Annotated in this window: 13 protein-coding genes; 1 reads left to right on the top strand and 12 read right to left on the bottom strand. The window is 69.4% G+C overall.

Annotation, left to right across the window (positions count from 1 at the left end):
- Nucleotides 1-16: 16 nt before the first annotated feature.
- From mutM to rsmD, 11 genes are all read right to left on the bottom strand, one after another.
- Nucleotides 17-877 (bottom strand): bifunctional DNA-formamidopyrimidine glycosylase/DNA-(apurinic or apyrimidinic site) lyase, encoded by an 861-nt coding sequence (gene mutM, locus NQK81_RS36285; RefSeq protein ID WP_126733544.1) that lies wholly within the window; start codon nt 875-877, stop codon nt 17-19.
- 35 nt (nt 878-912) lie between these two features.
- Nucleotides 913-2,268 carry a polysaccharide lyase 6 family protein gene (locus NQK81_RS36280; RefSeq protein ID WP_257485078.1) on the bottom strand — a complete coding sequence of 452 codons (1,356 nt, stop codon included), beginning with the start codon at nt 2,266-2,268 and terminating at the stop codon, nt 913-915.
- A 111-nt stretch (nt 2,269-2,379) separates the two neighbouring features.
- Complete coding sequence (gene rnc / locus NQK81_RS36275; protein ID WP_185927140.1) at nt 2,380-3,126, bottom strand: ribonuclease III; 747 nt, start codon at nt 3,124-3,126, stop codon at nt 2,380-2,382.
- Nucleotides 3,127-3,141: 15 nt separating this feature from the next.
- A complete protein-coding gene (gene rpmF / locus NQK81_RS36270) occupies nt 3,142-3,324 on the bottom strand; it encodes a 50S ribosomal protein L32 (RefSeq protein WP_005160412.1) in 183 nt (60 codons plus the stop codon).
- A 72-nt stretch (nt 3,325-3,396) separates the two neighbouring features.
- Nucleotides 3,397-4,014, bottom strand: coding sequence for a YceD family protein (locus tag NQK81_RS36265; RefSeq protein WP_126733546.1), 618 nt, complete (start codon nt 4,012-4,014; stop codon nt 3,397-3,399).
- A gap of 125 nt (nt 4,015-4,139) precedes the next feature.
- Nucleotides 4,140-4,865, bottom strand: a complete 726-nt coding sequence (locus NQK81_RS36260; RefSeq protein ID WP_034323487.1) for a DivIVA domain-containing protein — start codon at nt 4,863-4,865, stop codon at nt 4,140-4,142.
- 117 nt (nt 4,866-4,982) lie between these two features.
- Nucleotides 4,983-5,783, bottom strand: a complete 801-nt coding sequence (locus tag NQK81_RS36255; RefSeq protein ID WP_257485077.1) for a hypothetical protein — start codon at nt 5,781-5,783, stop codon at nt 4,983-4,985.
- Nucleotides 5,783-6,298 (bottom strand): RNA polymerase sigma factor, encoded by a 516-nt coding sequence (locus NQK81_RS36250; RefSeq protein ID WP_257485076.1) that lies wholly within the window; start codon nt 6,296-6,298, stop codon nt 5,783-5,785. Before NQK81_RS36250 ends, NQK81_RS36255 begins: the two co-directional genes overlap by 1 nt.
- Before the next feature lie 67 nt (nt 6,299-6,365).
- A complete protein-coding gene (locus tag NQK81_RS36245; protein ID WP_257485075.1) occupies nt 6,366-7,058 on the bottom strand; it encodes a ribonuclease domain-containing protein in 693 nt (230 codons plus the stop codon).
- Nucleotides 7,059-7,157: 99 nt separating this feature from the next.
- On the bottom strand, nt 7,158-7,640 hold the full coding sequence (gene coaD / locus NQK81_RS36240; RefSeq protein ID WP_126733550.1) for a pantetheine-phosphate adenylyltransferase: 483 nt from the start codon (nt 7,638-7,640) through the stop codon (nt 7,158-7,160).
- 62 nt (nt 7,641-7,702) lie between these two features.
- Nucleotides 7,703-8,257 (bottom strand): 16S rRNA (guanine(966)-N(2))-methyltransferase RsmD, encoded by a 555-nt coding sequence (rsmD, locus tag NQK81_RS36235; protein WP_257485074.1) that lies wholly within the window; start codon nt 8,255-8,257, stop codon nt 7,703-7,705.
- A gap of 122 nt (nt 8,258-8,379) precedes the next feature.
- On the opposite strand from rsmD, the gene NQK81_RS36230 reads away from it, so the two are divergent.
- Nucleotides 8,380-10,494 (top strand): HelD family protein, encoded by a 2,115-nt coding sequence (locus NQK81_RS36230; protein ID WP_257485073.1) that lies wholly within the window; start codon nt 8,380-8,382, stop codon nt 10,492-10,494.
- A gap of 543 nt (nt 10,495-11,037) precedes the next feature.
- Here the strand turns inward: NQK81_RS36230 and NQK81_RS36225 are convergent.
- Nucleotides 11,038-14,853 carry an nSTAND1 domain-containing NTPase gene (locus tag NQK81_RS36225; protein ID WP_443092891.1) on the bottom strand — a complete coding sequence of 1,272 codons (3,816 nt, stop codon included), beginning with the start codon at nt 14,851-14,853 and terminating at the stop codon, nt 11,038-11,040.
- Between the last annotated feature and the right edge of the window lie 145 nt (nt 14,854-14,998).

The raw sequence follows: 14,998 nt of genomic DNA, 5'->3' as shown, positions 1-14,998 counted from the left end.
TCGTACACGACAGTTTTCACCTCGCGCGCGGCTTCGGCTGGCACCGCGGGCAGGAGAACGACGACCGGTTCATGAAGGGGTCGCGCCGGATGGCCGTCCCGCACCGGCCGCAGGGCAGTCCTTCCTGGCCGTAGGCGTCGAGTGACCGGTCGAAATAGCCGGACTCGCCGTTGATGTTGACGTACAACGCGTCGAACGACGTCCCGCCGGCGACCAGCGCCTCGGCCATCACGTCGCTGGCGGCGGTGAGCACGGCACGGCCCTGTGCGGCGGTGAGCCTGTCGGTCGGGCGGGCCCAGTGGAGCTTGGCGCGCCAGAGCGCCTCGTCGGCGTAGATGTTGCCGATCCCGGAGACGAGGGTCTGGTCGAGCAGGGCGCGTTTGAGCTCGGTCCGCCTCGACCGCAGCGCGCGGATGGCCTGGTCGAGGTCGAACCGCGGATCCATCGGGTCGCGGGCGATATGCGCGATGGTGCCAGGCAACGCCGTCCCGTCGACCTCGGTGAGTTCCGCGAGCGCGAGCCCGCCGAAGGTCCGCTGGTCGACGAAGCGCAACTCCGGCCCGTTGTCGGCGAAGCGGAACCGCACACGAAGGTGCTTCTCGTCCGGCGCGTCGCCGGGCTGGACGAGCATCTGACCGCTCATGCCGAGGTGCGCGAGCATGGCCTGGCCGTCGGAGAGCTCCAGCCACAGATACTTGCCGCGGCGGCGGGCGGCGGTGATCTTCACTCCGGAGAGCCGGCCGCCGAAGTCCTCGGCGCCGAGTTCGTGACGGCGGATCGCGCGGGCGTGGAGGACTTCGACCTCGGTGATCGTCCGGCCGGAGACATGCGCCTCGAGCCCGGCACGGACCACCTCGACCTCGGGGAGTTCGGGCATGCCGTCGATTCTCCCACCGGCCGTCGCGAGTGGCGTCAGGGAGCGGCCGGCCCGACGTCCGCCCTGGTCAGGGCTTTCCGTGCCCCGCCCGGCAGCAGTTCGTCGGCGCCGACGTCGTACCTCCCGGATCGCTTCTGCAGATCGAAATCCGTGCCCGCGTACGGGTAGGAGCCGACACCGGCGTCGATCGCGGGGCTCCCGGACGACAGGCGGTACAACCCGTCCTGCACCAGCTTGGGATCGACGGCCTTGTACCCGGAGGGCATCCCCGCGGGACCGCCCCAGGCGATGTTCCCCTCGTACTTCACGACCGAACCGCCCGGCATGCTCACGAGCTTTCCCGTCCCCTGCAGGACGTTGTTCGCGAGCACGCAGTCCTTGGGCTTGAAGTCACCGCCGTCGCCGTGGACGACGCCCGTGGTCCCGACGACGGTGTTGTACGCGACCACGACCCGGTCGGGCCGGTCGTGGAGTTTGCTGTCCGGCCCGCTGTCCGCCTCACTGCCGGAGCCGAAGACGATCCCGCGGTTCGCCGTGGAGTGCACGTAGTTGTTGACGATCTTGTGATCGTTGCCGTGGAAGCGGATCCCGGACCGGCCGAGCAGGATGTTCCCTTCGACGACACTGCGGTCGCCGTGGCGCAGCACGATGAAACCGCGGCTGTCGCGGATCGTGTTGTACCGGACGACGTTGTCCGACGACTTCACGGAGATCGCCTCGGAATCCCCGTCGGCCTTCTCGAACAGGTTGTACTCGACGATCCCGCCGGCCTTGTACTTCTGGTGGTGGCTCAGCCCGAACCGGATCGACTCGCCACCGTTCGAACCGGTGAACCCGTGGTTGGAGAAGTAATTGTGGTGCACATGCACCCGCTTCGCCATGTCCTTGGCCGGGCCGAGCACCTGGAGGAAGACCCCTTGGGTGGTGCGGTTCTGCAGCACGTTGTGGTCGAACTCGGTGTCGTCACCGTTGAGGGTGACCCAGTTGCCGCCGCCGGTGAGCTGGACGTCGAGCCGGGTCAGCCGGTTGTGCGTGCTGCCCACCGGCACGCTCAGCGAGCCACCGTGCCGGAGCTTGAACCCGCGCAGCACGACATGCGAAGCGCCCGAAGAGAACGAGAATCCCGTCGATCCCTTGATCTCGGCCTTGCCGACGTGTTCCGCGGTGATCGTGATCGGCGCGTTCGCCGTACCCGACCGTTTGATCGCGATGGCCGAGCCCGCCGAGTAGCTGCCGTCGGCCAGCCGGATCTCGTCGCCGGGAGCGGCCTTGTCGATCGCGGACTGCAACGCGCTCAGCGACGTCACCCGGACGACCTGAGCACCAGAAGCAGTGGCAGGACCTGTCATCAGCACCAAAACCGTCGCCGTGACCAGGCAGAAACAACGCATCCGCCGACCTCTCGACAGGCGACCTGAACGGTCGCGTCAGTGGCGGCGGACTGCGCTGACGTTACTGATTCACCGGTTCGCGCGTCAACGAACCGTCCCGCTGAGGAGGACTCAGGTCGTCTTCGGCGGCTGTTCGATGTCGAGTTCGGCCGAAAGCTGGCGCCAGGCCGTCTCGGCGGCCTTCTGCTCGGCTTCCTTCTTGGTCGTTCCCGAGCCGTAGCCGAGTTCGCGCCCGCCGACGAGGACGGTGGCGCTGAACTCCTTGCGGTGATCGGGCCCGGTGTCCTCGACCTTGTACTCGGGCACGCCGAGTCCGGCCGACGCCGTCAGCTCCTGGAGGCTGGTCTTCCAGTCCAGGCCGGCGCCACGCAGCGGCGCCTCGGCGAGCAGGTCGTCGAACAGGTGGTGCACGAGCTTGCGCGCGACGTCGATGCCGTGCTGCTGGTACGCGGCGCCGATGACGGCTTCGAGCCCGTCGGCGAGGATGCTCGCCTTGTCCCGGCCGCCGGTGAGCTCTTCGCCCTTGCCCAGCAACAGGTGCTTGCCCAGCCCGCCCTCACCGAGACCGCGCGCGACCCTGGCCAGCGCGTGCATGTTGACCACGCTGGCCCGGAGCTTCGCGAGCTGCCCCTCGGCAAGTTCGGGATGGGTGTTGTAGAGGTGGTCGGTGACGACCAGGCCCAGCACCGCGTCCCCGAGGAACTCCAACCGCTCGTTCGGCGGCAACCCACCGTTCTCATAGGCATAAGAACGGTGGGTCAACGACAGCGTCAGCAGCTCGGGTTCGATCGTGATCCCGAGAGCTTCGAGCAGTGGTGCGGGGTCCGCGGGTGGTCCACCGGCAGATTTGCCCCCCATGTCGTCGGCTGCCGATCAGGCGGGCTCGACGACCTGGCGACCGTTGTGCTGGCCGCAGGCCGGGCACGCGATGTGCTGGAGCTTCGGCTGCTTGCAGGCGCGGTTGGAGCAGGGCACCAGCTGAACCGGAGCCGCCTTCCACTGGCTGCGGCGCGCGCGGGTGTTGGATCGCGACATCTTCCGCTTCGGGACGGCCACGAGTAGATCTCCTTCAGACGGTCTGCCCGCGGTCGCGAGCGAACTTGCTTCTCCGGAACGAGCTGGTGCTCGTCAGGCTTGCTTTCCGGGGCCATCGGCCTGGTCATCGCCCGTTTCGTCATCGAAACGATCGACCAGCGCGGCCCACCGAGGGTCTATCTTCTCATGCCCGTGACCGGGCTCGAGATCGGCCCACTTGACACCGCATTCGGTGCACAGTCCCCGGCAGTCCTCGGCGCACAGCGGGGCCAGCGGCAGCGCCAGCACCACCGCGTCGCGGACCGTCGGCTCGAGGTCGATCCGGTCGTCCACCAGGCGGGGAATCTCGTCCTCGTCGGTGGTCTCCTCGGTCGCGGAGCCGGGGTAGGCGAAGAGCTCGGTCAGGTCGACCTCGACGTCCTCGGTGATCGGGTCGAGGCACCGCGAGCAGTGCCCCGTCGCGACGGCGGACGCCGTGCCGCTGACGAGCACGCCCTCGACGACGGACTCGAGCATCAGGTCGAGTTCGAGGGTGGAACCGGCGTCGATGGTGATGACGTCGGGCACACCGAGCGCGGTCTCGACGGGGATCGAGCGTTGGACGGCCTTGCTCAGGCCGGCGTGACGGCCGAGTTCGCGGGTGTCGAGCACCCACGGGTTCCGGTCGTCCAGTTGCGCAGGCCTGGCCTGCGGCGACTTGTTCTCAGACATCGGTCACCAGGGTACGCAGGTACCGCCACCGGCTTTCGGGCGCGGTCGGTGAAGTCCGTGAAGTACATGAAGGCCCCCTTCCTTGCGCCTAGCGCCAGGAAGGGGGCCTTCATGTACTCGAGCGATCAGCTCTGGTAGTCGTACAGCGACGTCCGGCTGTTGCCCGGCAGGTTGACCGGGGACCGCAGGTGGTTGCGCCCGGAGTCGACCGTCCGCAGCGTGGTCGCCAGCAGTTCGGAGAACTCGGCCAGCTTCCCGTCGACGTAGGCGTCGCAGTCGCCGCGCTGCTTGTCGGCCTCGACGTGCGCCTCGTCGACGATGCGGGCCGCCTCGCCGTGCGCGGCCTGGACGACCTCGGTCTGGGCGACGAGCCTGGCCTGTTCGGCGCGGCCGTCCTCGATGGCGCGCTCGTAGGCGTCGCGGCCCGCCTGGATCATCCGCTCCGACTCGGCGCGGGAGCGGTCGGTGAGGTTCTGGAACTCGGCCTGTCCGGCGGCGACCATGCGCTCGGCCTCGGCGTGCGCGTCGCTCATCATCTGCTCGGCGCGGGCGCGGGCGTCGGCGAGGATGCGCTCGGCCTCGGCCTGCGCGTCGGCGACCGTGCGGTCGGCCTCGGTGTTCGCCGTGGTGATCGTCTCCGCCGCCTCGGTGCGGGCGGTCTGGATCAGCTGATCACGTTTGTCCAGGACGTCCTGGGCGTCGTCCACCTCGCCCGGCAGCGCGTCGCGGATGTCGTCGAGCAGTTCCAGGGTGTCCCCCCGCGGGACGACACAACTGGAGGTCATCGGCACGCCGCGGGCTTCCTCCACGATGGTGACGAGCTCGTCGAGCGCCTCGAAAACCCGGTACACGGCCACTCCCTACCTACAGCGATCCCCACATTCCCTGAGCTCAGTTTGCCCTCATCGCCGCCGTAAGGGGTGAAAGCGCGCGGTACCGGGCGTGTCCCGCCTGGTACCGCGCGTCGCCTACCGGAGATCGAGTTCGGGATCCGAGACCAGCTTGATCAACTGGTCGTCCGGCGGACGCGAGCCTCCGTCGCCCGCGCCGGTGGACACGGCGACCACCGTGCCGTCGGCCCGGTACGCGATCGCGTCGCGACCCGGTTCGACGTCGCCGGGAGGCAACGACGGGACGGTCCCGGTGACGACGACGGTGCTTCGGTCCGGTTGGAGCAGCTTCACGCAGTCCACCGGTTCCCCGCTCGTCACCCCGCCGAGGTCGGCGTCGAAACCGCCGCGGGGCCGGCGGCCAGGCTCACAGCTGTCTTCGAGCGAGAACCCGCGTTTGGCCGCTTCGACCCCGAGAACAGTGAGAAGGAGGGAACGATCGGCGCCGGAGGCGTCCCGGTAGCCGATCATGAAGACGAGGGCGTCCCAGGTACCCAGCTGATGCACGGAGCGGATCCGGACGTCCTTCGCCCCGGTGAGCACGCCGGGCAGGGCGGTCGCCAAATGCCCGGAGATCCTCGCCTTCCGCGCGGTCAGGTCGCCGTTCGCCGGAGCCGGCGACGGCGACGGCGACGGCGACGGCGCGCCACTCGGTGACGGCGCGACCGGGACGGGCGGCACGGCCGGCGTGGGTCCACCCCTGGGCGCCACGAACACGACCGCCGCCGCGATCACCGCCAGCGTGGTGGCCCCCGTCGCCGCCATCGCCCGCCGGTTCCGCGCCTTCTTCGCCGCCTTCCCGGCGACTTCGTCCGGGTCGAAGCCGAGCGGTGGCTCGGCCAGGGTGATCCCGCGCAGCCTGTTTTCCAGTTCGTCCATCACGCGCTCCTCCCGGAGACAGCCTCGTCGTGCTGTCTCTGCAGGGCCGCGCGGAGGACTTCGAGTCCTCGCGCGGCCTGGCTCCTGACCGTCCCTTCCGAACAGCGCAGCGCGACGGCCACCTCCGCGACCGGGAGATCGGCGCAGTAGCGCAGCACGACGGCGGCGCGCTGTTTCGGGGGAACTTCGGCGAGGGCGCGAAGCAGCGAATCCGAGATCCCGGCGGTCGCCGGGGCCGCGGGCTCTTCGGGGACGACGCCGTCGCGGTTCTCTCTGCTCCGCCATGGACGTCGCCGCTCGTCGAGCCAGCAGCGCATCAGGATCTGCCTCGTGTAGTTGTCGACGGGCCCTTTCCGGCGGACCTTCGGCCAGACCCGGTAGAGCTTGATGAGCGCGACTTGGACCAGATCCTCCGCGAGATGCCAGTCGCCGCAGAGCAGGTACGCCGTCCGTCTGAGCGGTAGCGCCTTGTCCCTGGCGAACTCCCTGAAGCTCGCGTCGTCCCCAGACCGCATCGTGCCTCCTCGTCCGTGTTCCGGTGTATCTCACGGACGAGGAGGTACGAAATGTTGCACGGACGGGTCAGCCGGCGAGATTCACCAGCTTGAAGGTCGCGTAACGGTCCGGCGTGTAGACGATCTCGCCGCCCTTGCCGGAGATCACGCGGTCGCTCGTGCCCACCGGGAACAGCTGGTAGTAGCCGGCGGCACACTTCGGCAGCACACCTTCGCGGTTCTCGTAGACCGTGCCGGTCGCGCCACCGCGGGCCTTGTCCACCACGGACTTCGCCGCGGAGGACAGCGTCGAGTAGCCGATCTTCGTCAGCTTCGAGGTGTCGCCGCAGGACGGCGCCGGGGTGCCGTCGGCGTCGATCACGGAGAAGGTCTTGTAGTGGTCCGCGGTGTAGAAGTGCTCGCCGGCGTTACCGGTGACGATGCGGCGCGCACCGCGATCGGGCGATCCCGGCGTCGGGACCGTGTACTCGCGGTAGTAGCCCGACGCGCACTTCGGGAGGATGTTCTCGCGGTTGGAGAAGACCGTGCCGTCCTTGTCCGGGTACGGGAACGGGCCACCCTTCTGGATGAGGTCGTAGGTCGTCGTCGCCTCGGCGGGCAGCGACGACAGCGACACGTGCTTGAACCCGGTGAGATCCCCGCACGGGTTCTGCTGGATCGAGACGGGGGCGGCCGTGGCCTGCGCGGCACTCAGCCCGCCGAAGAACGTGACAAGCAGAACGAGCAGCGCGGCGGCGATCCGCGATCGTTTGTTGGTCATTTTCGGACCGTAACCCGATCGTGTATTCACCAGAAGGCGCCGAGATGAACTCTTCATCGCCACTCACCAGCGCCAGACCAACGGCTTCGGCCGTTCGGGTCAACCTCGGTCGGAGTACTTCTCCGAGAGGCGTTTGAACACTATCGGCGGCACCAGGTGCTCGATGTCGCCGCCGAGCGCGGTGACCTCCTTGACCAGCGAGCTCGACACGAACCCATACGCCGGGTTGTTGGCCATCAGCAGGGTTTCGAGCCCGGTCAGCTCGCGGTTCATCTGCGCCATCTGGAGCTCGTAGTCGAAGTCGCTGACCGACCTCAGCCCCTTCGCGACGGCGATGATGTCGTTCTCGCGGCAGTAGTCGACCAGGAGTCCCTGCCACGAGTCGACGCGCACGTTCGGCAGCTTCGCGGTGATCTCGCGGAGCATGTCCATCCGTTCCTCGGTGGTGAACAGGCCCTTCTTGCTCTTGTTCACCCCCACCGCGACGACGACCTCGTCGAACAGCTTGGCCGCCCGCTCGATGATGTCGAGATGTCCATTGGTGGCCGGATCGTAGGACCCGGGACAGACCGCACGCCGCATGGCGCGGACGCTACCAAGGCCGAGGGCCCGCTGCGCGTCCTGCGCACTTTCTCGGTGCGGCGTCACACCTGATATTCGGCCCAGTAGAGCGCGGTGTCGCCGTAGCGCTTCGTCCGCATCGGCTCGAAACCCGGCGGCCAGTCCGGCTCGCCGTCCCGGGCGGCCCGCTCGATCACCACCAACGCGCCGTCCGTGACCCATCGGCCGGCCGCGAGCGCGGCCATGACCTCCCCCAGCCGGGTGGAATCGACAGCGTAGGGCGGATCGGCGAGGACGATGTCGAACGTTTCCGGCGCCGGAGCGGCCACGACGGACTCGACGGTCCCGGCCCGGACCGCGCCGCCGAGCCCCAGTGCGGCGACGTTCCCCTTGAGCACTTCGACCGCGCGCCTGTCGTGTTCGACGAACAGCGCGCCGGAGGCGCCGCGGGACAACGCCTCCAGCCCGAGCGCGCCCGAACCGGCGTAAAGGTCGAGGACCTGGGCTCCCTGCAGCTCGCCGGCGACCTCGAGCGCGTTGAACAGCGCTTCGCGCACGCGTTCCGACGTGGGCCTGGTGCCCTTCGGCGGGACCTTCAGCCGCCTGCCGCCCGCGGTCCCCGCCACGATCCTGGTCATGGGTGCATCGTGCCTCAACGCCTTCCATCGTGACGTTGGCCGGGACTTGGTGAAGCCGCCGCCCAGCTCGCGTAGAGTCGTCCTTCGCCCTCGGAGGCGATAGAAGCGTTTAGGAGCGTTGCGTGTCCGAACCTCGGGTCAGACGGGCCGAGATCGCCATCGAGCAAGCCCATGTGGACACCGTCTACACCCGGCTCGCCGAATTGCGAGCCCAGGCTGAGGCCATGCGTACCAAGGGCTACGAGATCGGCCATGGCGCCGGGCGGGAAGCCATCTTCGAGCAGGCGTCCATGCTGTTCGAACGGGACATGATGGTCTTCCACGCCAATCAGACCCTGCAGACCCTCGACGCGGAGTACGAGGGGCTGGTCTTCGGCAGGCTCGACCACCTCGACAACGACCACATCTACGTGGGCCGCCTCGGCATCCGCGACGCCGAGTTCGACAACCTCGTCACCGACTGGCGCGCGCCCGCGGCCGCGGCGTTCTACCAGGCGACGGCCGAGGAGCCGATGAACGTCGTCCGGCGCCGGGTGATCCGGTGCTCCGGCCAGAACGTGCTCGACGTGGACGACGACGTCCTGATCGCAGACGCGGTCCCCGACGGCATGCAGATCGTCGGCGAAGGCGCGCTGATGGCGGCGCTCGGCCGGTCGCGTGGCGAGAAGATGCGGGACATCGTCGCCACCATCCAGAAGGAGCAGGACGAGGTCATCCGGGCGCCGTGGCGCGGGGTCACGGAGATCACCGGCGGCCCCGGCACCGGCAAGACCGCGGTCGCGCTGCACCGCGCGGCGTACCTGCTCTACCGCCACCGGCGCCAGCTCGGCGGCGCGGGCGTGCTGGTGATCGGCCCGTCCGGCGTGTTCACCAGCTACATCTCGCGGGTGCTGCCGTCGATGGGCGAGACGAACGTCGAACTGCGCGCGCTCGGCGAAGTCCTCGACGGCCTCGAAGCGACCCGTCAGGACCCGGCGCCGCTGGCGGCGATCAAGGGATCGCTGCGGATGCGCAAGATCCTGCTGCGCGCGCTGCGGGACACGCCGGAAGACGCGCCGGAGGACATGAAGATCGTCTACCGCGGCGAGGTGCTGCGGCTCAACGCGCGCGAGCTCGACAAGGTGCGCCGCAAGGTGCACACCGCGGGCGGGCCGCCGAACCGGTCGCGGATCCGCGCCGCCGAACTGCTGCTCGACGCGCTCGCCGCGAAGGCCGAGCAGCACGCGAAGGACGACGGCCGTCAGATCGACAAGGCCGAGCTGATCACCGAACTCGGCGAGCGCATCGAGTTCCACCGGTTCCTGGTGACCTGGTGGCCGATCCTGTACCCGGCGCAGATCCTGCGCTGGCTCGGCGACGAGAAGCGGCTCGCCTCCGCGGCGAAGGGCCTGCTCAACCGCGGCGAGATCAGCATGCTCGCGGCCGATTTCGCCGATCGCTCGCGTGGCTGGACCATCGCGGACGTCGCGCTCCTCGACGAGCTGCGCGTCCTGATCGGCCCGCCGCCGAAGAGCCGCCGGACCCGTCAGAACGTCGAGGTCAACCCGGAGCGCGGGGGCGCCCCGACCCGGCCCGAGCACTACGACGAGTACTCGCACGTGGTCGTCGACGAATCGCAGGACCTCTCGCCGATGCAGTGGCGGATGGTCGGGCGGCGCGGCAAGTACGCGAGCTGGACCGTGGTCGGCGACCCGGTGCAGAGTTCGTGGCCGGATCCGGCCGAGGCCGCGATGGCGCGGGACCAGGCCTTCGGGCTCAAGACGACGCGGCGCCGGTTCACCCTGCGCACCAACTACCGGAACTCGGCGGAGATCTTCGACCTGGCCGCGAAGGTCGTCGCCGGGCACGCGGAGGCCGACGAGCTTCCGCGCGCGGTGCGGCAGACCGGTGTCACGCCGGAGGTCCGGCCCGTCGAGGCCGCCGGACTGGAGGCGGCGACGCAGGCCGCGGTGAAGGAGATGTTGGGGGTCGTCGAAGGCACCGTCGGCGTGATCACCGCCATGGACCGGGTGCCCGAGATCGAGGGCTGGCTCGACGGGCTGTCGGACGAGCGGCTCAAGGTCGTCGGCAGCCTCGACTCCAAGGGCCTCGAGTACGACGCCGTCGTCCTGGTGGAGCCGAACGACCTCATCACGGAGTCGACCACCGGACGCCGGGTGCTGTACGTCGCGCTGACCCGCGCGACCCAGCAGCTCACCGTCCTGGCCTCGAACCCGGACTGGATCCCGGCCGCCTGATCACGTGTGTCGTCCACCTGATCACGCGTGTCGTCCGTCCAGTCACGCGTGTCCGCCGCCCCATCACGTGAGTTACGCCCCCGATCACGCGAGTTACGTCCCCAACCACGCGAGTTACGCCCCTGATCACGCGAGTTCGGCAGTCCGGGATGGACGACACACGTGATCGAACGGACGACACACGTGATTGGACGGACGACACACGTGACTGGATGGACGACAAGCGTGATTCGGGGCGCGACTCACGTGGTTGGGGACGTCACTCGCGTGTTTGGGCGCGTCACTCGCGTGTTTGGGCGCGTCACTCGCGTGTTTGGGCGCGTCACTCGCGTGATTGGGGGCGGAACACAAGAGGTGGAGACGGAAAAGCTGAAGGGCTCCTTCAGGACACTGGTGAATGCCCTGAAGGAGCCCTTCAGACCCCCGGTGAGTGAACGATGTGGGGACGCATCGCACGTCCAGGGATATTTCTAGCGCCTCTTCGTTGTTCGGTGTCACGGCGATCCCACCGAACAACAACGCCGAACAACGTATCGGCCGTGGTCACGGGCACGGGGGCGCGTAATCGAGCCCCGGCAGGTGTTGTTCCCACTCGTCCGCCGTGATCCGCGGGTACACCGTCGCGCAGATGCGTTCGGCCGCCCGTTCGGGGCTGGTCTCCCACAACCGCACGCTGCCGTCCGCGACCGAACCCGCGAGGGTGTGCCCATCGGGGGCGAACGCCACGGCGTTGACCCGGTCGACGTCGTCGGTCAGGTTCGCCGATTCGCGGACCGATCCCGGATCGGAGACGTCCCATAGTCGCACGGACCGGTCGTAGCTGCCGGTCGAGAAGGTCTTCCCGTCCCCGCTGAACGCGACCGAGATGACGTTGTCGGTGTGCCCCGCCAGCAGCGCCGCCTCGCGCGGGGCCGCCGGATCCGTCACGTCCCAGAGCCTGCCGGTGCGATCCGCGCTGCCGGTGGCGGCGAGTTTGCCGTCCGGGCTGTAGGCGACCGAGAACACAGTGTCCGAATGCCCCTTCAGCACCGAAAGCGGCTTCGGCGCCTTCGCCATCGAGACGTCCCACAGCCGGGCGGTGTGGTCCCATCCGCCGCTGAGCAGGGTGCGTCCGTCCGGGCTGAACGCGATCGAATGGACGTCGTCCTCGTGCCCGGTCAGCGTCGCGAGTTCGACGGGCCGCCGGATGTCGGAGACGTCCCACAGCTTCACCGTGTGCCCGGACCCGGCCGTCGCGAGCGTCCGGCCGTCCGGGCTGAACGCGACGGGGTCGATCTCTTCCGCCGGCCGGTAGAAGACGCCGGTGTCGACCGGCTTGCGCGGATCGCTGACGTCGATCAGCCGCATGGTGTGGTCCCAGGAGCCGGCGGCGAGCGTCCGCCCGTCCGGACTGAAGGCCAGACCGCAGACGCCCTGGCCGAAGCCCGCGACCTTGCCCACCTCACGCGGGTTCCGGGTGTCGGAGACGTCGACCAGGCGCACCACGCCGTCCTGGCTGCCGGTGGCCAGCAGCTTCCCGTCGGAGCTGAACACCGCCCGGCAGGCAGACCGCGCCGGGCCGCTGATCGCGGGCCCCGGCAGATCCCACATCCGCACCGTCTGGTCGTCGCTCGCGGTCACGAGCGTGCGGCCGTCCGGGGAGAACACCGCCCAGACCACGGCCGCGGTATGCCCGACGAGTGACGGTTTCTCGCGCGGTTTCGCCGGATCGGTGATGTCCCAAAGCCGTGCGGCGCGGTCGAAACCGGTGGTGGCCAGGGTCGTCCCGTCCGGACTGAACGCCACGGACCGCACGATGGTCTTGTGCGCGGCCGTCGTCCCCAGCGGTGACGGCGCCATCGGGTCGGCGACGTTCCACAGCCGCGCCGTCTGGTCGATGCTCGCGGTGGCGAGCGTCCGGCCGTCCGGGCTGAACGCCGCGGAGTGGATCCCGGCGGTGTGCCCGTTCACCACGCCGAGCGGCCTGGCCTTGACGGGGTCGGCGACGTCCCACAACCGCGCGGTCTTGTCGGCGCCGGTCGAGACGAGCGTCCGCCCATCGGGGGCGTAGGCGAGACCGTTGACGTTGCCGGTGTGCCCGGGGAGGGTGGCCGCGAGCACGGGTTTCGCGGGATCACGGACGTCGAACAACCGCACCGTGCCGTCGCCGTCGGCGGTCGCGAGCACGGCGGACTTCGGGCTGAACGCCACCGCGTTGACCCGGCTCGGATGCTCGCCGACCAGTACGCCCGGCCCGGGTTTCGCCGGATCGGCGACGTTCCACAGCCGCGCGGTCTTGTCCCAGCCCGCCGTCGCGACCACGGCGCCATCGGCGCTGAAGGACACCGAGTTGACGTTGCCGGTGTGCCCGGTCAGCGTGGCCAGCTCGGCCGGGCGATGGGGATCCTTGACGTCCCACAGCTTGGCCGTCTGGTCCCAGCTGCCGGTGACCATCACCTGGCCGTCGCCGCGCAGCGCGGTCGCGTTGACGCGGTGGCCGTGCCCGCGGACGCGGGTCGAGTACGGCGACTCGAACATCCCGAGCACGCTGCCGCGGGTGTCCACACTCGGATCGACGCGGTACGCCGCCAGCGCGAGCTGCGCGGCCAGCGCCGGATTCGTCGTCCGCATCTCGATGGCCTGCCCGGCGACCTTCTGCGCGAGCGCGCTGTTGCGCTGGCTGGTCGCGGTCTGCTCGGCGCGGACGGCGTACGCCATCGCGGCCGTCGCGAGCACCAGCAGGACGGCCAGGAGCGCGACCAGCTGACGCAGCCGCCGGGTGCGGCGCCGGGCGACGGCCTGCTCGTGGTTCTCGATCGCGACGCTCGCCTCGAGAAACCGGCGTTCACGCTGGGAAAGCGCGCTGTCGTGCTCCCCCGCCCACTCCCTGGCGATCGCCAGGCGCGCTCCGCGATAGAGCCAGCCGTCGTCGCGGCCGACGGACTCCCACGCGTCGGTCGCCTCGGTGAGCTGGCGGTGCACGCGCAGGCCTTCACGGTCCTCGGCGAGCCATTCGCGCAGGCGCGGCCAGCCCCGGATCAGCGCCTCGTGCGCGATCTCGATGCCGTTGTCGTCGAGCGTGACCAGCCGCGACGACGCCAGCCTGTCCAGCACGACCGCGACGTCCGGGTCGTCGGCGTCCACCTCGTCGCGGGTGATGCGCCGTTTGGTGTCCTCGGTGCCCTCGCCGAGCGCGGTCATCCGCAGGAAGATCTGGTTCGCCAGCCGCTGCTGGTGTTCGGTCAGCGCGGTGAAGGTGTGCTCGGAGGTCTGCGCGACCGACCGTTCGATCCCACCGGTGGACTCGTAACCGGTGAGGGTGAGGGTGTTGCCGTGACGCCGGCGCCAGGTCTCCAGCAGAGCGTGCGAGAGCAGCGGGAGCACGCCGGGCTGCCCGGTCGCGTCGGCGACGAGCCGCGAGACCAGCGCGTTCTCGACGCGGTACCCGGCGTCGATCGCCGGCCGCGAGATGGCCTGCCGCAGCTCCTCGGTGCTCATCGGGCCGACGAGGATCTGCGCGTCCTGCATGGCCTCGACCAGCTCGGGATGCCGCGCGCAGTGGGTGTAGAAGTCGGTGCGGATGCCGAGGACGACCCTGGTCCGGCTCTCCGCTTCGGTCGTCGCGGTGACCAGCGCGGACAGGAAGGCCGTCCGTTCGTCGGCGTCCTGGCAGAGCGTGAAGACCTCCTCGAACTGGTCGACGACCAGCACGACGTCGCCCTCGCGGTCGGCGACCAGCTGACGGGCGGCGAGGCCGAGGTTGCGCGGATGTCCGGTGAACTCCGCGAGCAGCCCGCCGGGCGCGAGCCCGAGCGCGGCGCCGAACTGGACGGCGCATTCCTGCAGCGGCCGCGATCCGGGGGTCATCAGCAGCGTGACCGACGTCTCGGCGACGGCCGGGAGGAGACCGGCGCGGAGCAAGGACGACTTACCGGAACCCGAAGCACCCAGAACGGCCAAAAATCGTTGGTTCGAAAGCCTCGTGACGAGTTTTCCGACAAGTCGTTCGCGACCGAAGAATCGGCTCGCGTCATCCGGCCCGAATGCGGCCAGACCGATATAAGGGACCGATTCCCCATTCGATGGGGCAACCGGTGAATCATCGACTCCGGCGCGCGTCCGCTCGGTCACGTCGTGCCATCGCGCCTCCCACTCCTCCTCCGGGCCGTCGCACGCCCGGACGTAGGCCAACGTGACCGCCAAGCTGGGCATCTTCTTCCCGCCGGCGGCTTCGGAGAGGGTGCCGGCGGAGTAGTGGGCACGCCTGCCCAGCTCCCGGTACGTCGGATTTCCGGCCTTCTCCCGGAGTCGCCGGAGATCGGCGGCGAACCCCAGCAACGGATCGTCCCCGGGGTCCAGCGGTCGTTCCGGACGCGGCACCTTCAATCCTTTCTTTTCAGTGGTTTTCCCACGCTCGCATTAGGGGGCAACCGTACCGTGGAAAGGGGGGAACTCCGCCGAGTACCGGGTACATCGAGTCGGTTAATTTCGATCGATCGACAGGCACGGGAAGGGATCGGTGGCC

The sequence above is a fragment of the Amycolatopsis roodepoortensis genome (assembly GCF_024628825.1).
Classification (GTDB): domain Bacteria; phylum Actinomycetota; class Actinomycetes; order Mycobacteriales; family Pseudonocardiaceae; genus Amycolatopsis; species Amycolatopsis roodepoortensis.
The sequence above is the reverse complement of the archived record's forward strand: the minus strand, read 5'-3'. Positions and strand labels throughout refer to the sequence as shown.